Here is a 20,923-nt window from a genome sequence, read left to right as displayed (position 1 = left end):
GCATCAATAATGAACAAAATATTTAAAGTTATCTGGAATCCGGCGACAGGCAGTTACAACGTCGCCAGCGAAACGGCGAAGAGCCGTGGCAAAAAGAGCGGGCGCAGTAAGCTGTTAATTTCTGCCTTGGTTGCAGGTGGGCTGTTATCGTCATTTGGGGCACTGGCTGATAACTACGAGGGGCAGCCAGTGGATTATGGCAATGGCTCAGCAGGTGACGGCTGGGTTGCTATCGGTAAAAATTCAAAAGCAAATACCTTTGTCAATGGCTCTGGTGCGAGCACTGCGCTAGGTTATGACGCGATAGCTGAAGGTGAGTACAGCTCAGCTATAGGCTCACGAACTCATGCGATTGGTGGTGCATCAATGGCCTTTGGGGTTAGTGCACAAGCAATAGGTGACAGAAGTGTCGCGCTGGGTGCATCTTCAGTAGCAACTGGCGGTCGTTCGATGGCTCTTGGTCGTTACGCAAAGACGAATGGTTTTACATCTCTTGCTATTGGGGACACCGCCCTTGCCGATGGTGAAAAAACTATTGCGTTAGGAAATACGGCTCAAGCTTACGAAATTATGAGCATCGCCCTCGGTGATCATGCTAATGCCTCAAAAGAATATTCAATGGCGCTGGGAGCAAGTAGCGTTGCATCTGCGGCTAACGCCATTGCCGTAGGCCGCGACAGTGCTGCTAACGGCACAGACAGCCTTGCCTTAGGCAGACTATCTCTCGCCAGCGCAGCAAACGCGATTGCTATGGGTGCAGAGAGCGAAGCTGCTGAAAATGCGACGGCGATTGGCTTTAACGCGGATGCGATCGGGAAGTCCAGCCTGGCGCTGGGAGACAACGCCAGCGCTGGTGAAACCAACTCCATCGCTATAGGTCAAGGCAGCGAGGCAAGCAAACTTGATTCAATTGCGCTGGGAAGTAACAGCAGGTCAGCGGGTGAGAACGCCATTGCACTGGGCAACAACAGTAATGCGGGGGGCAAAAACAGCCTTGCTTTCGGTTTTAACACCACCGCAAATGGTGATAACGCAGTCGCCATTGGTGCAAATTCTTCCGCAGGTGCTGACAATACCGTGTCTGTAGGTAGCTCTAGTTTAAAGCGCAAAATTGTCAATATGGGTAATGGTGACATCAATAATGTCAGCTCCGATGCCATCAATGGATCACAACTTTATGCCATCAGTAAGTCTGTATCCGACAGGCTTGGAGGATATCATGATGATCCTGATAATGTTATAAACTCTGACGGGACGCTTAAAGCTCCCACATATTATCTACAAAGTGGCCAATACAATAACGTGGGAGAGGCTCTCCAGAGCATCGACAATAACACGTTGCACTGGGACAGCAAAAGTAATAAATACAGTGCCAGCCATACTGTCTTTAATGCAAATGGCTCAGTTAAAAGCACCTCGGCGAAAAACATCATTACCGACGTCGCTGATGGCACGATTTCAGCCACCAGTTCCGACGCCGTTAACGGTTCGCAGTTGTATAATCTGAAACAAGATGCCTTGCTATGGGATGGCACTGCGTTTAGCGCCAAACATGGCACCAGCAATACTAACAGCAAAATCACCAACGTTGCGGATGGTGCTGTTTCAGCCTCCAGTAAAGATGCCGTTAACGGTTCGCAGTTGTATGATCTGAAACAAGATGCCCTGCTATGGGATGGCACTGCGTTTAGCGCCAAACATGGCACCAGCAATACTGACAGCAAAATCACCAACGTACTGGCAGGCACAGTATCTTCCACCAGCACCGATGCCATTAATGGTACACAACTTCAAAGCACTGCAAGCACCATTACGTCCTATTTGGGCGGCGGCGCGGCAATGAGTAATGACGGCGTATTTACCGGTCCTCAATATAATATTGGTGGTAAGAATTACACCAATGTTGGCGCAGCTCTTACCGCTCTGGACAATGACGCCCTGTTGTGGGATGCAACCGCTAATTCAAATACTGGCGCATTCAGTGCTGCACACGGAACACTCAAAACCGCCAGCAAGATTACCAACGTTGCAAATGGTGACATATTAGCCAACAGTTATGATGCTATTAATGGCTCACAACTTTATAGTTTAGCTGATTCATTTACGTCATACCTTGGCGGTGGTGCTGATATCAACAATGCGGGTGTTCTCATAGCCCCGACCTATACTATCGGTTCGAAAACGTACAACAACGTAGGTGATGCCCTTAACGCGATTAACTCATCATTCAGCACCTCAATCAGTGATGCCCTGCTGTGGGATTCTACAGCGAACAAATTCAGCGCCAAACACGGTGGTACCAATAGCATTATTACTAACGTTGCAGACGGTACAATTTCCTCTACCAGCAGCGATGCTGTAAATGGCTCGCAACTCTATGACACGAGCAAGTACATTGCTGATGCCCTGGGTGGTGACGCAGAAGTTAACGCTGACGGCACCATGACTGCACCGACTTACTCTATCGCTAATGAAGATTACCACAGCGTAGGTGAAGCCCTGGATGCGCTCGATGATAACGCGCTGCTGTGGGATGAAGACGCAGGTGCCTACAACGCCAGCCATGATGGCAATGCCAGCAAAATTACCAACGTTGCGGCAGGTGATCTCTCCACAACCAGTACCGATGCTGTTAACGGTTCCCAGTTAAACGCAACCAATATTCTGGTTACGCAAAATAGCCAAATGATTAACCAGCTTGCCGGTAACACCAGCGAAACCTACATCGAGGAAAACGGTGCGGGTATTAACTATGTACGTACCAACGACAACGGCTTAGCGTTCAACGATGCCAGCGCCTCAGGTATTGGTGCTACGGCTGTGGGTTATAACTCTGTTGCCGAAGGTGATAGCAGCGTGGCCATTGGTCAAGGTAGCAGCAGCTCCGTTGATACCGGCATTGCCTTGGGTAGCAGCTCCGTTTCCAGTCGCGTGATTGTTAAAGGTTCTCGTAACACTAGTGTAACGGAAAATGGCGTAGTTATCGGTTATGACACCACTGACGGTGAGTTGCTCGGTGCATTGTCAATTGGTGATGACGGTAAATACCGTCAAATCATCAACGTCGCCGATGGTTCCGAAGCCCATGACGCCGTTACGGTTCGCCAGCTGCAAAATGCCATTGGTGCAGTCGCTACCACGCCGACTAAATACTTCCACGCTAACTCAACGGCTGAAGACTCACTGGCAGTCGGTGAAGACTCGCTGGCAATGGGCGCGAAAACCATCGTTAATGGTAATGCGGGTATTGGTATCGGCCTGAACACGCTGGTTCTGGCTGATGCGATCAACGGTATTGCTATCGGTTCTAACGCACGCGCAAATCATGCCGACAGCATTGCAATGGGTAATGGTTCTCAGACTACCCGTGGTGCGCAGACCAACTACACTGCCTACAACATGGACGCGCCGCAGAACTCCGTGGGTGAGTTCTCTGTCGGCAGTGAAGACGGTCAACGTCAGATCACCAACGTCGCAGCGGGGTCGGCGGATACCGATGCGGTCAACGTGGGTCAATTGAAAGTAACGGACGCGCAGGTTTCCCAGAATACCCAGAGCATTACTAACCTGAACACTCAGGTCACTAATCTGGATACTCGCGTGACCAATATCGAAAACGGCATTGGCGATATCGTAACCACCGGTAGCACTAAGTACTTCAAGACCAACACCGATGGCGCAGATGCCAACGCGCAGGGTAAAGACAGTGTTGCGATTGGTTCTGGTTCCATTGCTGCCGCTGACAACAGCGTCGCGCTGGGCACGGGTTCCGTAGCAGACGAAGAAAATACGATCTCTGTGGGTTCTTCTACCAACCAGCGCCGTATCACCAACGTTGCTGCCGGTGTTAATGCCACCGATGCGGTTAACGTTTCGCAACTGAAGTCTTCTGAAGCAGGCGGCGTTCGCTACGACACCAAAGCTGATGGCTCTATCGACTACAGCAACATCACTCTCGGTGGTGGTAACGGCGGTACGACTCGCATCAGCAACGTCTCCGCTGGCGTCAACAACAACGACGCAGTGAACTATGCGCAACTGAAGCAAAGCGTGCAGGAAACGAAGCAATACACCGATCAGCGCATGGTTGAGATGGATAACAAACTGTCCAAAACCGAAAGCAAGTTGAGCGGTGGTATCGCTTCTGCAATGGCGATGACCGGTCTGCCGCAGGCTTACACGCCGGGTGCCAGCATGGCCTCTATTGGTGGCGGTACTTACAACGGTGAATCGGCTGTTGCTTTAGGTGTGTCGATGGTGAGCGCCAATGGTCGTTGGGTCTACAAATTACAAGGTAGTACCAATAGCCAGGGTGAATACTCCGCCGCACTCGGTGCCGGTATTCAGTGGTAATGATCCATTAACGAATGGGTAAACGCCACATTGCCTGATGCGCTACGCTTATCAGGCCTACGGGGTGATTCAGCACATTCCTGTAGGTCGGATAAGGCGTTCACGCCGCATCCGGCAAGATAAGGCACTCCGGGTCAACAATCTAAGGGCAATTCTCTGATGAGGATTGCCCTTTTCTTTACCAGACATCTCCCACCACAAGAATTGGCCCTACCAATTCTTCGCTTATCTGACCTCTGGTTCACAATTCCCCAATTAAAACTCACATCAATGTTGCCAACACGTAACATTTAGTTAACCATTCATTGTCATTACCCCTACACAACACAATTGGCAGTGCCACTTTTACACAACGTGTGACAAAGAGATGGGCAACAGACTCATTACACGGCGTGTGTGGACTGCAGGAGACCTGCAATGAATCTCTGGCAACAAAACTACGATCCCGCCGGGAATATCTGGCTTTCCAGCCTGATAGCATCGCTTCCCATCCTGTTTTTCTTCTTTGCGCTGATTAAGCTCAAACTGAAAGGATACGTCGCCGCCTCATGGACGGTGGCAATCGCCCTTGCCGTGGCTTTGCTGTTCTATAAAATGCCGGTCGCTAACGCGCTGGCCTCGGTGGTTTATGGCTTCTTCTACGGGTTGTGGCCCATCGCGTGGATCATTATTGCAGCGGTGTTCGTCTATAAGATCTCGGTGAAAACCGGGCAGTTTGACATCATCCGCTCGTCTATTCTTTCGATAACCCCTGACCAGCGCCTGCAAATGCTGATCGTCGGTTTCTGTTTCGGCGCTTTCCTTGAAGGAGCCGCAGGCTTTGGCGCACCGGTAGCAATTACCGCCGCATTGCTGGTCGGCCTGGGCTTTAAACCGCTGTACGCCGCCGGGCTGTGCCTGATTGTTAACACCGCGCCAGTGGCATTTGGTGCGATGGGTATTCCGATTCTGGTCGCCGGGCAGGTAACAGGCATCGACAGCTTTGAGATTGGTCAGATGGTGGGGCGTCAGCTGCCGTTTATGACCATTATCGTGCTGTTCTGGATCATGGCGATTATGGACGGCTGGCGCGGTATCAAAGAAACCTGGCCTGCGGTCGTGGTTGCGGGCGGGTCGTTTGCCATCGCTCAATACCTCAGCTCTAACTTTATTGGGCCGGAACTGCCAGACATTATCTCTTCGCTGGTATCGCTGCTCTGTCTGACACTGTTCCTCAAACGCTGGCAACCCGTGCGCGTATTCCGCTTCGGTGACTTAGGGGCGTCACAGGTTGATATGACGCTGGCTCACACAGGTTACACGGCAGGTCAGGTGCTGCGCGCCTGGACACCGTTCCTGTTCCTGACCGCCACCGTAACACTGTGGAGTATCCCGCCGTTTAAAGCCCTGTTCACTTCAGGCGGTGCGCTGTATGAGTGGGTGATCAACATTCCGGTGCCGTACCTCGATAAACTGGTTGCCCGTATGCCGCCAGTGGTCAGCGAAGCGACAGCGTATGCCGCCGTGTTTAAGTTCGACTGGTTCTCTGCCACCGGTACCGCCATTCTGTTTGCTGCCCTGCTCTCGATTGTCTGGCTGAAGATGAAACCATCTGACGCTATCAGCACCTTCGGCAGCACGCTGAAAGAACTGGCTCTGCCTATCTACTCCATCGGCATGGTGCTGGCGTTCGCCTTTATCTCGAACTATTCCGGTTTGTCATCAACACTGGCGCTGGCACTGGCGCACACCGGTCATGCATTCACCTTCTTCTCGCCGTTCCTCGGCTGGCTTGGGGTATTCCTGACCGGGTCGGATACGTCATCTAATGCTTTGTTTGCCGCTTTGCAGGCTACCGCCGCACAACAAATTGGCGTTTCTGACCTGTTGCTGGTTGCTGCCAACACCACCGGTGGTGTCACCGGCAAAATGATCTCTCCGCAATCTATCGCTATCGCCTGTGCGGCGGTAGGCCTGGTGGGCAAAGAGTCTGATTTGTTCCGCTTTACTGTCAAACACAGCCTGATCTTCACCTGTATGGTGGGCGTGATCACCACGCTTCAGGCCTATGTCTTAACGTGGATGATTCCTTAATGATTGTTTTACCCAGACGCCTGTCAGACGAGGTTGCCGATCGTGTGCGGGCGCTGATTGATGAAAAAAACCTGGAAGCGGGCATGAAGTTGCCCGCTGAACGTCAACTGGCGATGCAACTCGGCGTGTCGAGAAATTCACTGCGCGAGGCGCTGGCGAAACTGGTAAGCGAAGGTGTGCTGCTCAGTCGACGTGGCGGCGGGACGTTTATTCGCTGGCGTCATGACACATGGTCGGAGCAAAACATCGTCCAGCCGCTGAAAACGCTGATGGCCGATGATCCGGATTACAGTTTCGATATTCTGGAAGCCCGCTACGCCATTGAAGCCAGCACCGCATGGCATGCAGCAATGCGCGCCACACCTGGCGAAAAAGAAAAGATTCAGCTTTGCTTTGAAGCAACGCTAAGTGAAGACCCGGATCTCGCCTCACAAGCGGACGTTCGTTTTCATCTGGCGATTGCCGAAGCTTCACATAACATTGTGTTGCTGCAAACCATGCGCGGTTTCTTCGATGTCCTGCAATCCTCTGTGAAGCATAGCCGCCAGCGGATGTACCTGGTACCCCCGGTTTTTTCTCAGCTGACCGAACAACATCAGGCGGTCATTGACGCCATTTTTGTCGGTGATGCTGACGGGGCGCGTAAAGCAATGATGGCGCACCTTAGCTTTGTTCACACCACCATGAAACGATTCGATGAAGATCAGGCTCGCCATGCACGAATTACCCGCCTGCCTGGTGACCATAATGAGCATTCGAGGGAGAAAAACGCATGATTATTTCCGCAGCCAGCGATTATCGCGCCGCAGCGCAACGCATTCTGCCGCCGTTCCTGTTTCACTATATGGATGGGGGGGCATATTCTGAATACACCCTACGCCGCAACGTGGAAGATTTGTCAGAAGTGGCGCTGCGCCAGCGTATTCTGAAAAACATGTCTGACTTAAGCCTGGAAACGACGCTGTTTAATGAGAAATTGTCGATGCCGGTGGCGCTAGGTCCGGTAGGTTTGTGTGGCATGTATGCGCGACGCGGCGAAGTTCAGGCTGCCAAAGCCGCGGATGCGCATGGCATTCCGTTTACTCTCTCGACGGTTTCCGTTTGCCCGATTGAAGAAGTCGCTCCAGCTATCAAACGTCCGATGTGGTTCCAGCTTTATGTGCTGCGCGATCGCGGCTTTATGCGTAACGCACTGGAGCGAGCAAAAGCCGCGGGTTGTTCGACGCTGGTTTTCACCGTGGATATGCCGACACCGGGAGCGCGTTATCGTGATGCGCATTCTGGGATGAGCGGCCCGAACGCGGCAATGCGCCGCTATTTGCAGGCGGTGACGCATCCGCAATGGGCGTGGGATGTGGGCCTGAACGGTCGTCCGCATGATTTAGGTAATATCTCGGCTTACCTCGGCAAACCGACCGGACTGGAAGATTACATCGGCTGGCTGGGGAATAACTTCGATCCGTCCATCTCATGGAAAGACCTTGAGTGGATCCGCGATTTCTGGGATGGCCCGATGGTGATCAAAGGGATCCTCGACCCAGAAGATGCGCGCGATGCAGTACGTTTTGGTGCTGATGGAATTGTGGTTTCTAACCACGGTGGCCGCCAGCTGGACGGTGTGCTCTCTTCTGCCCGTGCACTGCCTGCTATTGCAGATGCCGTGAAAGGTGATATCGCCATTCTGGCAGATAGCGGAATACGTAACGGGCTTGATGTCGTGCGTATGATTGCGCTCGGTGCCGACACCGTACTGCTGGGTCGTGCTTTCCTGTATGCGCTGGCAACAGCGGGCCAGGCGGGTGTAGCTAACCTGCTAAATCTGATCGAAAAAGAGATGAAAGTGGCAATGACGCTGACTGGCGCGAAATCGATTAGCGAAATTACGCAAGATTCGCTGGTGCAGGGGCTGGGTAAAGAGTTGCCGGCGGCATTGGCTCCGATGGCGAAAGGGAATGCAGCTTAAGGGTTAGACGAATATCTGCTATCCTGCCCCCGCACTAAGGGGGCAGTATGCTAAACATCGTACTTTACGAACCAGAAATTCCGCCAAATACTGGCAACATCATCCGTCTTTGCGCTAATACCGGCTTTCGTCTGCATATCATCGAACCGATGGGATTTGCCTGGGACGATAAGCGCCTGCGCCGCGCGGGGCTGGACTATCACGAGTTTACCGCCGTTACGCGTCATCATGACTATCGCGCGTTTCTCGAAGCAGAAAATCCCCAGCGTCTGTTTGCCCTCACCACGAAAGGTACGCCTGCTCACAGCGCCGTAAGCTATCAGGATGGCGATTATCTGATGTTCGGCCCGGAAACACGCGGCCTGCCAGCGAGCATTCTTGATGCCCTGCCCGCTGAACAAAAAATTCGTATTCCAATGGTGCCGGACAGCCGCAGCATGAACCTGTCCAATGCGGTGTCGGTCGTGGTGTATGAAGCCTGGCGGCAGTTGGGGTATCCGGGAGCGGTATTGAGAGATTAGTTACTGTAGGCCGGATAGATGATTACATCGCATCCGGCACGATCACAGGACATCAGATCCCATCACCATACTCAAACGTATGGTTAATGCCGTTGAAATGCTGATCCATATCCATTGACGGTTTATCGCTATCCGGCTTGCCGACAATGCGTGCCGGAACGCCAGCGGCAGTAGTGTGCGGCGGCACCGGTTGCAGCACCACGGAACCTGCGCCAATCTTCGCGCCGCGCCCAACTTCAATATTGCCGAGAATTTTCGCGCCCGCGCCAATCATCACACCTTCACGAATTTTCGGGTGACGGTCGCCACCAGATTTACCCGTACCGCCAAGCGTCACAGATTGCAGAATCGATACGTCGTTTTCAATCACCGCCGTTTCACCAACGACGATGCCTGTCGCGTGGTCGAGCATGATACCGCGACCAATTTTTGCTGCCGGGTGAATATCAACCTGGAACGTCACAGAAACCTGGTTTTGCAGAAAAATAGCCAGTGCGCGACGCCCCTGATTCCACAACCAGTGACCGATGCGATACGCCTGCAAAGCATGAAAACCCTTCAGGTATAGCAACGGGGTTGAGTATTTATCCACCGCCGGGTCACGGGTACGCACCGCCTGAATATCACAGGCCGCAGAGGCGATCATTTCCGGGTCGGCGGCGTAGGCTTCTTCCACCACTTCACGGATAGCAATAGCCGGCATAATGGGCGATGACAGCTTGTTCGCCAGCATGTAGCTCAGTGCACTGCCAAGGTTTTCGTGCTTGAGTAGCGTCGCGTGGTAAAAACTGGCCAGCATTGGCTCACAGTCCGCCAGCGTTCTGGCTTCAGCTTTAATATTGTTCCAGACAATTTCCAGTTCTTCACACGACATTGCTTACTCCACACGATGAGATAATGACCGACCCGTTCTGCGCGGGCCGGGTCATAGTGGTAACAAAGGTTCCCTGGGTTTAGTGGCTGCTGCGCTCGTCCTTGCGTGCACGACCTAGTAAAGTCAATGCTGCCTCGCGCGCGTTTTTTCCGCAATATAATACTTGATAAATTTCCTCGGTTATTGGCATTTCAACGCCGAAGCGATGCGCCAGTTCGCGGACTTCTTTCGTATTGCGGTAGCCTTCCACCACTTGACCAATTTTCTCCTGCGCGCTTTGTACATCCATGCCCTGACCGAGCATCATGCCAAAACGGCGGTTACGCGACTGGTTGTCGGTACAGGTAAGCACCAGATCGCCCAGCCCCGCCATGCCCATAAAGGTGGCAGGATCGGCACCCAGCGCCGCGCCAAGACGCGACATCTCAGCCAGCCCACGAGTGATCAGCGCCGTACGCGCATTCGCACCAAAACCGATACCGTCGGACATCCCCGCGCCAATGGCAATGACGTTTTTCACCGCGCCGCCAAGCTGCACACCGATGAAATCCGGGTTGCTGTAAACGCGGAAACTTTTGCCACAGTGCAGCAATTGCTGGAGGTCATCGGCAAAGGTCTGGTCCGTCGAGGCCAGCGAAATGGCCGTCGGTAAACCTGCCGCCAGTTCTTTCGCAAACGTTGGGCCAGAGATAACCGCCAGCGGAATTTGATCGCCTAAGGCCTCACGCGCCACGTCCTGTAACAGACGTCCGGTTTCTGCTTCCAGCCCTTTGGTTGCCCACACCAGACGCGCATCAGGACGCATCAGCGGTTTAATCTGGCGCAGCACTTCACCAAAGACATGGCTGGGTACGACGACGAGAATATTACGGCTGGCTGCCAGCGCAGTGGCGAGATCGCTTTCAAGATGGAGCGTATCGGGAAAAGGCACATCGGGGAGAAACGCGGCGTTACAGCGGTCGCGTTCAAGCGTTGCGATATGTTCAGGGTCATGGCCCCAGAGGACAACCTCGTGGCCATTTCTTGCCAGGGTGATGGCAAGAGCGGTGCCGTACGAGCCGGCACCGATCACAGTCATTGAAGCATTACGTTGGTTCATCAGGCATCCTGATGTTCTTCAGTACCTTCGCCAGCCTGCTGCTGCAAATAGTTCATGAACAGCGCATCGAAGTTAACCGGCGCAAGGTTCAGTTGCGGGAATGTACCGCGGGATACCATGCTGGTGATGCACTCACGAGCATACGGGAACAGAATGTTCGGGCAGTATGCGCCCAGGCAATGTGCCATCTGGGTGCCTTCGATACCCGCGATGGAGAAAATACCGCCCTGCTGAACTTCACACAGGAACGCGGTTTCTTCGCCCAGGGAGGCCGTTACGGTAACACGCAGTACCACTTCGTAAACGTCATCTGCCAGTTGAGTAGATGCCGTATCCAGATCAAGTTTAACTTCTGGTTGCCAATCTTTCTGGAAAACGTGCGGCGCGTTCGGCGCTTCGAAAGAAATATCCTTGGTATAAATACGTTGGATCTGGAAAGTCATTTCGGTGTTGTTTTGTTCTGACATGTGTAGAAAACCCTTAAGTGTTGTCCTTAAAATACTGCGCAATGTAATGCCAACGTTCACACGTTATTTCAGCAGGGGATCCAGTCCACCACGTGCATCCAATGCATACAAGTCATCACAGCCACCAATGTGCTGTGCGTCAATAAAAATCTGTGGAACCGTGGTGCGACCGCTGCGTTTGATCATCTCTTCACGCTTAGCGGCATTGCCATCGATCGGCAACTCCTGAAAACTCACGCCCTTGCTGCTTAGCAGTGCTTTTGCACGATGGCAATACGGGCAGGTTTCTTTGGTATAGATTTCAACATTGGCCATAAATTAGCTCCTGTTTTTTACCCTGAAATTTCATGTTGCAGGGCGGCAGCAAAATGGAGTGTCCCCAGAAGCTTATATCAATAAGTCGCTGGGGGCCTAATTGCAGCTAACGGCCTGCATCATGAAAGACGACAGGTAAATTATTTGCCGCGCACCAAAGGCAAGTTTTCGCCAGCCCAGCCAGCGACGCCTTCTTTCAGTACGAATACTTGTGCAAAACCAGCTTTCGTCAGCGCGTTTGCAGGCTCCTGGCACTGCATGCCAGAACCATCTACCACGATAACCGGTTTGTCTTTGTGCTTCTCAAGCTCACCAACATTGTTGGCTTTGATTTCGCTCGGCAACAGGTTGATAGAACCTGCGATATGGCCTTTACGGAAGTCATCACGCTGACGTAAATCCACAACCACAGCGTCTTCTTTGTTGATCAGACGCGTAGCTTCACCACGAGTAATCACCTTCACTTTCGAGGTCAGGCTCTTAAACGTAGTCACAAGAACCGCCACCAGTAACGCGATCCAGGCGATACTCAGTATGGGATGACGGCCAACAAATTGCATAATTTCTTGCATGGGGGGTAACAACTCCCGACGTAGTGATTAAAAAACCAGGAAAGGAGTATACCTGCGCAGTGCGGCAAATACAGCCAGCGCGTTAACTGGAATGCAATTTTGCGGGGCGCTACGAAAAAAAAGCGTAAATCTGGCATCTGCTTGCCGCGAGCGGTCGTATATTTTGATCTTCAGAGGCTATTTTATCGATTCAGCTGTAGTAAAATTACGCAAATTTTGACTCTTGAGTATGAGGTTGTCGCAATGTCGGTTTCTAAAAAACCTATGGTACTGGTGATTCTGGATGGCTATGGCTATCGCGAAGAACAGCAGGATAACGCCATTTTTAGTGCTAAAACCCCGGTAATGGATGCACTGTGGGCCAATCGTCCGCATACCCTGATCGACGCTTCCGGTCTGGAAGTCGGTCTGCCTGACCGTCAGATGGGTAACTCCGAAGTAGGCCACGTTAACCTGGGTGCAGGCCGCATCGTGTATCAGGACCTGACTCGTCTGGACGTTGAAATCAAAGATCGCACTTTCTTTGCTAATCCGGTGTTGACTGGTGCGGTAGATAAAGCGAAAAACGCAGGCAAAGCAGTACACATTATGGGTCTGCTCTCCGCAGGTGGTGTACACAGCCACGAAGATCACATCATGGCGATGGTAGAACTGGCAGCTGAACGCGGCGCAGAAAAAATCTACCTACACGCATTCCTTGACGGTCGCGACACTCCGCCGCGCAGTGCTGAATCCTCGCTGAAAAAATTCGAAGAGAAATTTGCCGCGCTGGGTAAAGGCCGCGTAGCGTCCATCATTGGTCGTTACTACGCGATGGACCGCGATAACCGTTGGGATCGCGTTGAAAAAGCTTATGACCTGCTGACTCTGGCGCAAGGTGAGTTCCAGGCCGATACCGCCGTTGCCGGTTTGCAGGCTGCTTATGCTCGCGACGAAAACGACGAGTTCGTGAAAGCGACCGTTATTCGTGCAGAAGGTCAGCCAGATGCGGCAATGGAAGACGGCGATGCGCTGATTTTCATGAACTTCCGTGCTGACCGCGCACGTGAAATCACTCGTGCATTCGTAAATGCCGATTTTGACGGCTTCGCGCGTAAGAAAGTGGTTAACGTCGATTTCGTGATGCTGACCGAATACGCTGCCGACATCAAAACCGCAGTGGCTTACCCACCCGCTTCCCTGGTTAACACCTTCGGCGAGTGGATGGCGAAAAACGACAAAACTCAGCTGCGTATTTCCGAAACCGAAAAATATGCCCACGTTACTTTCTTCTTCAACGGTGGCGTAGAAGAGTCGTTCAAAGGCGAAGATCGCATTCTGATCAACTCACCGAAAGTGGCTACCTACGATCTGCAACCGGAAATGAGCTCCGCAGAGCTGACCGAAAAACTGGTTGCGGCAATCAAGAGCGGCAAATACGACACCATTATCTGTAACTATCCGAACGGCGACATGGTAGGTCACACCGGGGTGATGGAAGCGGCGGTTAAAGCGGTTGAAGCGCTGGATCACTGCGTGGAAGAAGTCGCGAAAGCGGTTGAGTCCGTGGGTGGACAACTGCTGATCACCGCTGACCACGGTAACGCTGAACAGATGCGCGATCCGGCAACGGGTCAGGCACACACAGCACACACCAACCTGCCAGTTCCGCTGATTTACGTTGGTGATAAGAACGTGAAAGCGGTTGAAGGCGGCAAACTTTCTGACATCGCGCCGACCATGTTGTCGCTGATGGGTATGGAAATCCCGCAAGAGATGACTGGTAAGCCGCTGTTCATCGTGGAATAATCCCTCCCCATGAGGGGAAAGGCGATTAATACCATGACACGGGCCGTGAAACCGCGCAGGTTTGCAATCAGGCCCATCATCTACGCCAGCGTTCTGAGCGCTGGCGTATTGTTGTGCGCCTTTTCCGCCCACGCGGATGAGCGTGACCAACTCAAATCCATTCAGGCTGACATCGCCGCGAAAGAGCGCGCGGTACGCCAAAAGCAACAACAACGCGCAAGCCTGCTCGCACAATTGAAAAAGCAGGAAGAAGCGATCTCTGAAGCCACCCGTAAACTGCGCGAAACGCAAAACACGCTTAATCAACTGAATAAACAGATTGATGAGATGAACGCGTCGATTGCCAAACTGGAGCAGCAAAAAGCCGCCCAGGAGCGCAGCCTCGCCGCGCAACTGGATGCCGCGTTTCGTCAGGGTGAACATACCGGTATTCAGCTGATTCTCAGCGGTGAAGAAAGCCAGCGTGGGCAGCGGTTACAGGCTTATTTCGGCTATCTCAACCAGGCGCGACAAGAAACCATTGCTCAGTTGAAACAAACGCGTGAAGAAGTCGCTATGCAGCGTGCCGAACTGGAAGAGAAACAAAGCGAGCAACAAACGCTTTTATATGAGCAGCGCGCCCAACAGGCGAAGCTGACCCAGGCGTTGAGCGAGCGTAAAAAGACGCTGGCAGGGCTGGAGTCTTCCATCCAGCAAGGTCAGCAACAGTTGAGCGAGCTGCGCGCCAACGAATCCCGCCTGCGTAACAGCATTGCCCGTGCGGAAGCCGCGGCGAAAGCGCGTGCTGAACGTGAAGCGCGCGAAGCCCAGGCGGTTCGCGACCGCCAGAAAGAAGCGACGCGCAAAGGCACCACCTACAAGCCGACCGAAAGCGAAAAATCGCTGATGTCCCGTACCGGTGGTCTGGGCGCACCGCGCGGTCAGGCATTCTGGCCGGTTCGCGGGCCAACGCTGCATCGCTATGGCGAGCAGCTACAGGGTGAATTACGCTGGAAAGGGATGGTGATTGGTGCCTCTGAAGGTACTGAAGTTAAAGCGATTGCCGACGGCCGGGTGATTCTGGCTGACTGGCTGCAAGGCTACGGTCTGGTGGTGGTGGTTGAGCATGGTAAAGGCGACATGAGTCTTTACGGCTATAATCAGAGCGCACTGGTGAGCGTTGGTTCGCAGGTTCGCGCGGGCCAGCCAATTGCACTGGTGGGCAGCAGTGGCGGTCAGGGTCGGCCTTCACTCTATTTCGAAATTCGCCGCCAGGGTCAGGCGGTCAATCCACAGCCGTGGTTGGGAAGATAAGTTTTGTTTCCATTTCGTCGTAACGTTCTTGCATTTGCCGCTCTGTTGGCGCTCTCCTCCCCCGTAATTGCTGGCAAACTTGCCATCGTCATTGATGATTTTGGGTATCGCCCGCACAACGAAAACCAGGTGCTGGCGATGCCTTCCGCTATCTCCGTCGCTGTATTACCCGATTCACCGCACGCCAGAGAGATGGCGACCAAAGCACATAACAGCGGTCACGAAGTGTTGATTCATCTACCGATGGCACCACTGAGTAAACAGCCGCTGGAGAAAAATACGCTACGCCCGGAGATGAGCAGCGACGAAATTGAGCGCATTATTCGTAGTGCGGTCAATAACGTGCCCTATGCCGTGGGGATCAACAACCACATGGGCAGCAAGATGACCTCTAACCTGTTTGGTATGCAGAAAGTGATGCAGGCGCTGGAGCGTTACAATCTTTACTTTCTCGACAGCGTAACCATCGGTAATACCCAGGCGATGCGCGCCGCGCAAGGCACTGGCGTGAAGGTGATCAAACGGAAGGTGTTCCTCGACGATTCGCAGAACGAAGCGGACATCCGTGTGCAATTCAATCGCGCAATTGACCTAGCGCGTCGCAACGGTTCAACCATTGCCATTGGGCATCCTCACCCTTCAACGGTACGCGTGCTACAACAGCTGGTTTATAACCTGCCGCCAGACATTACGCTGGTGAAAGCCAGCAGCTTGCTGAATGAACCGCAGGTTGATACGTCTACACCGCCGAAAAACACTGTGCCCGACACACCGCGTAATCCGTTCCGTGGCGTGAAGCTGTGCAAACCGAAGAAGCCGCTGGAACCTGTTTATGCTAATCGCTTCTTTGAAGTATTAAGCGAAAGCATCAGCCAGAGCACGCTGATCGTTTACTTCCAGCATCAGTGGCAAGGCTGGGGCAAACAGCCCGAAGCGGCAAAACTTAACGCTAGCGCAAATTAAAGGCGCTACGCGTAATGCGATGGTGCGACCGCGTTTTGTCGCGCCATTGCCATAAGCGGAAAGACCACAGTAACGCCTGGTAACCCACCTTCACGCTGCGGACATTGGTAATCAGGCGCTTATACATACCGGAAGTAAATATCTCGGCAATCATCCGTTGGCGGGTAAGAATATCCGGCTCTTTGCGCACCGCATGGCAAACACGCAATGCTTCGTAAGTTATTTGCTGATGAAATTCCGGATAAATCGTAATTTTGTCAGCATAATTTCGATTTAATTTCTCCAGCAGGCGGGTAATCTTAATATAGTGACGTTGATAATTAAGGTTTTTATTCCCTTGTCTATGCAACCGACTCACTGACGTATTATGCAGATAATATTTATATAATGATTGCTCGGTATATCGCGCACGCAGCGCGTTAAACATAAATTCTGTTGTCCAGACAATATCCTGATGATGTAATCCGGCAATAAATTTAATGTTATTTTTAACAATAACATCGCGGCGATAAACCCCCATCCAGACCACGTGTGTCCAACGGCGGGAAGAAAGTCCCATCCGCAGCCAGTCCGGACCGGTTAATACACCGGTTGAGCGAAGGCGATCGGTGGGGATGGATTGCCAGGTTTCACCCGTTTCACGAAAACACCAATCAGCGTTGCACTGCGCCACGTCGAGGTCATCCTCTAACGCCATGGTCATCAGCGTTTCGTACATGGTGGGATAGACCTCATCGTCAGCATCGACAAAAGCGACATATTTTCCCGTTGCCACTTCAATCCCACGATTACGCGCCACCGATGCGCCAGCATTCGCCTGATGCAACAAACGAACGTGCGGATAGTTTTCTGCGTAATGCTTTGCTATTTCAACAGAATTATCCGTTGAACCATCGTTAATAATAATGATTTCCAGAGCAGTCCATGTTTGCGTAATTAAAGATTCCATACAAGTGCGGAAATCATCGCCCGCATTATATAACGGGATAATAACACTAAGTTTATTGGTGCTGTTCATCATAAATTACCGACGACCTCTGAAGTTATCCTGACGTTTTACAGGCTTTGTATTAAGAAACTATTAAGCCTGTGAGATATTATTTTTACCGGTGAGAGAGTCACTTCAGGGTAGAGAGATAATGAGAGCAGCTATATAAGAGATCAGTGCAATTACGAACTCTTTATTACACTGACAGGATTTTACATATTTAACGGATTATCCTCAGGCAAAAGGGCTGGAATACCAGCCCTTGTTCGTGTTAATCCCAGCTCAGAATAACTTTCCCGGACTGGCCCGAACGCATAGCGTCAAAGCCCTTCTGGAAATCATCGATAGAGAAACGATGGGTAATGATCGGCGAGAGATCGAGGCCAGACTGAATCAGCGCCGCCATCTTGTACCAGGTTTCAAACATCTCACGACCGTAAATACCTTTAATGAACAAGCCTTTAAAGATTACTTTGGTCCAGTCGATAGACATATCGGACGGTGGAATACCCAGCATCGCAATACGACCGCCGTGGTTCATGGTGTCGAGCATGGTACGAAACGCTGGCGGCGCACCGGACATTTCCAGACCGACATCAAAGCCTTCGGTCATGCCCAGTTCTGCCATCACATCATTAAGGTTTTCTTTAGCGACGTTAACCGCACGGGTGATACCCATTTTGCGTGCCAGCTCAAGGCGGTATTCGTTAACATCAGTGATCACCACATTGCGTGCACCAACGTGTTTCGCCACCGCCGCAGCCATAATACCTATCGGACCTGCACCAGAGACCAGCACATCCTCGCCAACCAGATCGAACGACAGCGCGGTATGCACGGCGTTACCGAAGGGATCAAAAATGGAAGCCAGGTCGTCGGAGATATTGTCTGGGATTTTGAAGGCGTTGAACGCCGGAATCACCAGATACTCGGCGAAGCAGCCCGGACGGTTAACACCGACGCCGATCGTGTTGCGGCACAGATGGGTACGACCGCCACGACAGTTGCGACAGTGACCGCAGGTGATATGGCCTTCGCCAGAAACGCGATCGCCAATCTTGAAGCCTTTCACTTCCTGACCAATACCTACCACTTCACCGACATATTCATGGCCCACGACCATCGGCACCGGGATGGTTTTTTGCGACCACTCATCCCAGTTATAGATGTGAACGTCAGTCCCGCAGATGGCTGTTTTACGGATTTTAATCAGCAGATCGTTATGCCCGAGTTCCGGTACAGGAACGTCGGTCATCCAGATGCCCTCTTCCGCTTTCAGTTTGGATAACGCTTTCATCTCACACCCTCAGGCGATAACGCCCAGTTGTTTACCAATACGCGTGAATGCTTCTACTGCACGCGTAATTTGCTCAGGGGTATGCGCCGCAGACATCTGGGTACGAATACGCGCCTGACCTTTAGGAACGACCGGATAGAAGAAACCGGTGACGTAAATGCCCTCTTTTTGCAGTTCACGGGCAAATTTTTGCGCCACTACAGCATCGCCAAGCATGACCGGAATAATGGCGTGATCGGCACCCGCCAGGGTAAAGCCCGCCGCCGACATCTGCTCACGGAACTGACGCGCGTTCGCCCACAGACGGTCACGAAGCTCACTGCCCGCTTCGACCATCTCCAGCACTTTAATGGAAGCAGCCACAATGGCAGGTGCCAGTGAGTTGGAGAACAGGTAAGGACGAGAACGCTGACGCAGCCACTCAACCACTTCTTTACGCGCTGCGGTGTAACCACCAGAAGCCCCGCCCAACGCTTTACCAAGCGTACCGGTGATAATATCGACCCGCCCCATCACATCGCAGTATTCATGGGAACCACGACCATTTTCACCGACAAAACCGACCGCGTGGGAGTCGTCTACCATCACCAGGGCATCGTATTTATCTGCCAGATCGCAAACGCCCTTCAGGTTGGCAATCACGCCGTCCATCGAGAACACACCATCGGTGGCAATCAGCACATGACGCGCACCGGCTTCACGCGCTTCTTTCAGACGAGCTTCCAGCTCATGCATATCGTTGTTGGCATAACGATAGCGTTTAGCTTTACACAGACGCACACCATCAATAATAGACGCGTGGTTCAGTGCGTCGGAGATAATGGCGTCCTCCGCGCTCAGAAGCGTTTCAAACAGGCCGCCGTTAGCATCAAAGCAGGAAGAGTAGAGAATCGCATCTTCCATCCCCAGGAATGCCGCCAGTTTTTGTTCAAGCTCTTTATGGCTATCCTGGGTGCCGCAGATAAAGCGCACCGAAGCCATCCCAAAACCATGAGAGTCCATTCCCGCTTTTGCCGCCGCAATCAGCTCTGGATGATTTGCCAGTCCGAGATAGTTATTGGCGCAAAAGTTAATAACGTGGCTTCCATCAGCCACAGTGATATCTGCTTGCTGCGCAGACGTAATAATGCGCTCTTCTTTAAACAACCCTTCCGCCCGTGCGGTTTCCAGATCGTTGGTTAACTGCTGATAAAATTCTCCACGCATTGCGATTCTCCAGACAGGGCAAATTCCAGCACATATTACCCAAACTTCTAGGTCGCGACGAGATGACGCGTTAACACTTCTGCAAAATTCAGGATAAATAACGTCCATCAATCTCACTTTTGGCGAATGGCTGAAGCCAACGCCGTGTAGTGATATGATAGAAGTATTCGTGTCTGAGATTGTCTCTGACTCCATAATTCGAAGGTTACAGTTATGATCATCGTTACCGGCGGCGCGGGCTTTATCGGCAGCAACATCGTTAAGGCCCTGAATGATAAAGGCATCACCGATATTCTGGTGGTGGACAACCTGAAAGACGGCACCAAGTTTGTGAACCTGGTGGATCTGGATATCGCGGACTATATGGATAAGGAAGACTTCCTGATCCAGATTATGGCTGGCGAAGAGTTCGGCGATGTCGAAGCGATTTTCCACGAAGGCGCGTGCTCTTCCACCACCGAGTGGGACGGCAAGTATATGATGGATAACAACTATCAATACTCCAAAGAGCTGCTGCACTACTGTCTGGAGCGCGAAATCCCGTTCCTGTATGCCTCTTCCGCAGCCACTTACGGTGGACGCACCTCCGACTTTATTGAATCCCGCGAATATGAAAAACCGTTGAATGTCTACGGTTACTCAAAATTCCTGTTTGATGAATATGTTCGCCAAATCCTGCCTGAAGCGAACTCGCAGATTGTTGGCTTCCGTTATTTCAACGTTTATGGACCTCGTGAAGGCCATAAAGGCAGTATGGCGAGCGTCGCTTTCCATCTCAACACCCAGCTTAATAACGGTGAATCACCGAAGCTGTTCGAAGGTAGCGAGAACTTTAAACGTGACTTCGTCTATGTGGGCGACGTGGCAGATGTAAACCTGTGGTTCCTGGAAAATGGCGTTTCCGGCATCTTCAACCTCGGCACCGGTCGTGCGGAATCCTTCCAGGCAGTAGCAGATGCTACGCTTGCTTATCACAAGAAAGGCCAAATCGAATACATTCCGTTCCCGGATAAACTGAAAGGCCGCTACCAGGCGTTCACTCAGGCAGATCTGACGAATCTGCGCGCGGCGGGTTACGATAAACCGTTCAAAACCGTTGCCGAAGGCGTAACGGAATACATGGCCTGGCTGAATCGTGACGCATAAGAGCT

Annotated in this window: 17 protein-coding genes; 9 read left to right on the top strand and 8 right to left on the bottom strand. The window is 52.2% G+C overall.

Annotated features, from left to right (window positions below; genetic code table 11):
• Window positions 1-9 precede the first annotated feature (9 nt).
• The 5 genes from ACJHX4_RS09905 to trmL all read left to right on the top strand — a co-directional run bounded on the left by ACJHX4_RS09905 (window position 10) and on the right by trmL (window position 8,910).
• Window positions 10-4,353: a YadA-like family protein gene (locus ACJHX4_RS09905; RefSeq protein WP_001033262.1), complete on the top strand. Its 4,344-nt coding sequence runs from the start codon at window positions 10-12 to the stop codon at window positions 4,351-4,353.
• Between the two features lie 417 nt (window positions 4,354-4,770).
• The gene (lldP, locus tag ACJHX4_RS09900; RefSeq protein ID WP_001296525.1) at window positions 4,771-6,426 is read left to right on the top strand and encodes an L-lactate permease; all 1,656 of its coding nucleotides are present in this window, start codon (window positions 4,771-4,773) and stop codon (window positions 6,424-6,426) included.
• Window positions 6,426-7,202 carry a transcriptional regulator LldR gene (gene lldR / locus ACJHX4_RS09895; RefSeq protein WP_001296526.1) on the top strand — a complete coding sequence of 259 codons (777 nt, stop codon included), beginning with the start codon at window positions 6,426-6,428 and terminating at the stop codon, window positions 7,200-7,202. The genes lldP and lldR overlap by 1 nt, the downstream gene beginning before the upstream one ends.
• Window positions 7,199-8,389, top strand: a complete 1,191-nt coding sequence (gene lldD, locus ACJHX4_RS09890) for a quinone-dependent L-lactate dehydrogenase (RefSeq protein ID WP_000586976.1) — start codon at window positions 7,199-7,201, stop codon at window positions 8,387-8,389. Before lldR ends, lldD begins: the two co-directional genes overlap by 4 nt.
• Window positions 8,390-8,436: 47 nt before the next feature.
• Complete coding sequence (gene trmL, locus ACJHX4_RS09885) at window positions 8,437-8,910, top strand: tRNA (uridine(34)/cytosine(34)/5-carboxymethylaminomethyluridine(34)-2'-O)-methyltransferase TrmL (RefSeq protein ID WP_000932347.1); 474 nt, start codon at window positions 8,437-8,439, stop codon at window positions 8,908-8,910.
• Between the two features lie 52 nt (window positions 8,911-8,962).
• On the opposite strand, the gene cysE is transcribed toward trmL, so the two are convergent.
• From cysE to ACJHX4_RS09860, 5 genes are all read right to left on the bottom strand, one after another.
• Window positions 8,963-9,784: a serine O-acetyltransferase gene (gene cysE, locus ACJHX4_RS09880; protein ID WP_001277561.1), complete on the bottom strand. Its 822-nt coding sequence runs from the start codon at window positions 9,782-9,784 to the stop codon at window positions 8,963-8,965.
• A gap of 79 nt (window positions 9,785-9,863) precedes the next feature.
• Window positions 9,864-10,883, bottom strand: coding sequence for an NAD(P)H-dependent glycerol-3-phosphate dehydrogenase (gene gpsA, locus ACJHX4_RS09875; RefSeq protein WP_001076194.1), 1,020 nt, complete (start codon window positions 10,881-10,883; stop codon window positions 9,864-9,866).
• On the bottom strand, window positions 10,883-11,350 hold the full coding sequence (secB, locus tag ACJHX4_RS09870) for a protein-export chaperone SecB (RefSeq protein WP_000003382.1): 468 nt from the start codon (window positions 11,348-11,350) through the stop codon (window positions 10,883-10,885). Before secB ends, gpsA begins: the two co-directional genes overlap by 1 nt.
• A gap of 63 nt (window positions 11,351-11,413) precedes the next feature.
• On the bottom strand, window positions 11,414-11,665 hold the full coding sequence (gene grxC, locus ACJHX4_RS09865; RefSeq protein WP_000024392.1) for a glutaredoxin 3: 252 nt from the start codon (window positions 11,663-11,665) through the stop codon (window positions 11,414-11,416).
• Between the two features lie 140 nt (window positions 11,666-11,805).
• Window positions 11,806-12,237, bottom strand: coding sequence for a rhodanese-like domain-containing protein (locus ACJHX4_RS09860; RefSeq protein ID WP_001156181.1), 432 nt, complete (start codon window positions 12,235-12,237; stop codon window positions 11,806-11,808).
• A 243-nt stretch (window positions 12,238-12,480) separates the two neighbouring features.
• On the opposite strand from ACJHX4_RS09860, the gene gpmM reads away from it, so the two are divergent.
• From gpmM to ACJHX4_RS09845, 3 genes are read left to right on the top strand one after another with little or no spacing between them, the layout of a single operon-like run.
• On the top strand, window positions 12,481-14,025 hold the full coding sequence (gene gpmM / locus ACJHX4_RS09855) for a 2,3-bisphosphoglycerate-independent phosphoglycerate mutase (RefSeq protein ID WP_001296527.1): 1,545 nt from the start codon (window positions 12,481-12,483) through the stop codon (window positions 14,023-14,025).
• A 33-nt stretch (window positions 14,026-14,058) separates the two neighbouring features.
• Window positions 14,059-15,318: a murein hydrolase activator EnvC gene (envC, locus tag ACJHX4_RS09850; protein WP_000196261.1), complete on the top strand. Its 1,260-nt coding sequence runs from the start codon at window positions 14,059-14,061 to the stop codon at window positions 15,316-15,318.
• Window positions 15,319-15,321: 3 nt separating this feature from the next.
• Window positions 15,322-16,281 (top strand): divergent polysaccharide deacetylase family protein, encoded by a 960-nt coding sequence (locus ACJHX4_RS09845; RefSeq protein WP_000483825.1) that lies wholly within the window; start codon window positions 15,322-15,324, stop codon window positions 16,279-16,281.
• Here the strand turns inward: ACJHX4_RS09845 and waaH are convergent.
• From waaH to kbl, 3 genes are all read right to left on the bottom strand, one after another.
• Window positions 16,268-17,302 (bottom strand): UDP-glucuronate:LPS(HepIII) glycosyltransferase, encoded by a 1,035-nt coding sequence (gene waaH, locus ACJHX4_RS09840; RefSeq protein WP_000982097.1) that lies wholly within the window; start codon window positions 17,300-17,302, stop codon window positions 16,268-16,270. The two genes, ACJHX4_RS09845 and waaH, sit on opposite strands and share 14 nt — an antisense overlap.
• Window positions 17,303-17,540: 238 nt before the next feature.
• Window positions 17,541-18,566, bottom strand: a complete 1,026-nt coding sequence (tdh, locus tag ACJHX4_RS09835; protein WP_000646014.1) for an L-threonine 3-dehydrogenase — start codon at window positions 18,564-18,566, stop codon at window positions 17,541-17,543.
• Between the two features lie 9 nt (window positions 18,567-18,575).
• A complete protein-coding gene (gene kbl, locus ACJHX4_RS09830) occupies window positions 18,576-19,772 on the bottom strand; it encodes a glycine C-acetyltransferase (protein WP_001213854.1) in 1,197 nt (398 codons plus the stop codon).
• 213 nt (window positions 19,773-19,985) lie between these two features.
• Between kbl and rfaD the strand changes: the two genes are divergently transcribed.
• Complete coding sequence (rfaD, locus tag ACJHX4_RS09825; protein WP_000587750.1) at window positions 19,986-20,918, top strand: ADP-glyceromanno-heptose 6-epimerase; 933 nt, start codon at window positions 19,986-19,988, stop codon at window positions 20,916-20,918.
• Window positions 20,919-20,923: the final 5 nt, after the last annotated feature.

Origin of the sequence: Escherichia sp. WS2035 (genome assembly GCF_046487065.1) — a bacterium.
In the GTDB taxonomy this organism is placed as follows: Bacteria; Pseudomonadota; Gammaproteobacteria; order Enterobacterales; family Enterobacteriaceae; genus Escherichia; species Escherichia coli.
This window is presented reverse-complemented; position numbering and strand designations above follow the sequence as displayed.

What these genes read in the sequence shown, in the direction of transcription:
- secB (WP_000003382.1), bottom strand. Translation starts at nt 11,350, where the DNA reads ATGTCAGAACAAAACAACACCGAAATGACTTTCCAGATCCAACGTATT.
- kbl (WP_001213854.1), bottom strand. Translation starts at nt 19,772, where the DNA reads ATGCGTGGAGAATTTTATCAGCAGTTAACCAACGATCTGGAAACCGCA.
- trmL (WP_000932347.1), top strand. Translation starts at nt 8,437, where the DNA reads ATGCTAAACATCGTACTTTACGAACCAGAAATTCCGCCAAATACTGGC.
- envC (WP_000196261.1), top strand. Translation starts at nt 14,059, where the DNA reads ATGACACGGGCCGTGAAACCGCGCAGGTTTGCAATCAGGCCCATCATC.
- ACJHX4_RS09905 (WP_001033262.1), top strand. Translation starts at nt 10, where the DNA reads ATGAACAAAATATTTAAAGTTATCTGGAATCCGGCGACAGGCAGTTAC.
- ACJHX4_RS09860 (WP_001156181.1), bottom strand. Translation starts at nt 12,237, where the DNA reads ATGCAAGAAATTATGCAATTTGTTGGCCGTCATCCCATACTGAGTATC.
- cysE (WP_001277561.1), bottom strand. Translation starts at nt 9,784, where the DNA reads ATGTCGTGTGAAGAACTGGAAATTGTCTGGAACAATATTAAAGCTGAA.
- lldR (WP_001296526.1), top strand. Translation starts at nt 6,426, where the DNA reads ATGATTGTTTTACCCAGACGCCTGTCAGACGAGGTTGCCGATCGTGTG.
- tdh (WP_000646014.1), bottom strand. Translation starts at nt 18,566, where the DNA reads ATGAAAGCGTTATCCAAACTGAAAGCGGAAGAGGGCATCTGGATGACC.
- rfaD (WP_000587750.1), top strand. Translation starts at nt 19,986, where the DNA reads ATGATCATCGTTACCGGCGGCGCGGGCTTTATCGGCAGCAACATCGTT.
- grxC (WP_000024392.1), bottom strand. Translation starts at nt 11,665, where the DNA reads ATGGCCAATGTTGAAATCTATACCAAAGAAACCTGCCCGTATTGCCAT.
- lldP (WP_001296525.1), top strand. Translation starts at nt 4,771, where the DNA reads ATGAATCTCTGGCAACAAAACTACGATCCCGCCGGGAATATCTGGCTT.
- lldD (WP_000586976.1), top strand. Translation starts at nt 7,199, where the DNA reads ATGATTATTTCCGCAGCCAGCGATTATCGCGCCGCAGCGCAACGCATT.
- gpmM (WP_001296527.1), top strand. Translation starts at nt 12,481, where the DNA reads ATGTCGGTTTCTAAAAAACCTATGGTACTGGTGATTCTGGATGGCTAT.
- gpsA (WP_001076194.1), bottom strand. Translation starts at nt 10,883, where the DNA reads ATGAACCAACGTAATGCTTCAATGACTGTGATCGGTGCCGGCTCGTAC.
- waaH (WP_000982097.1), bottom strand. Translation starts at nt 17,302, where the DNA reads ATGATGAACAGCACCAATAAACTTAGTGTTATTATCCCGTTATATAAT.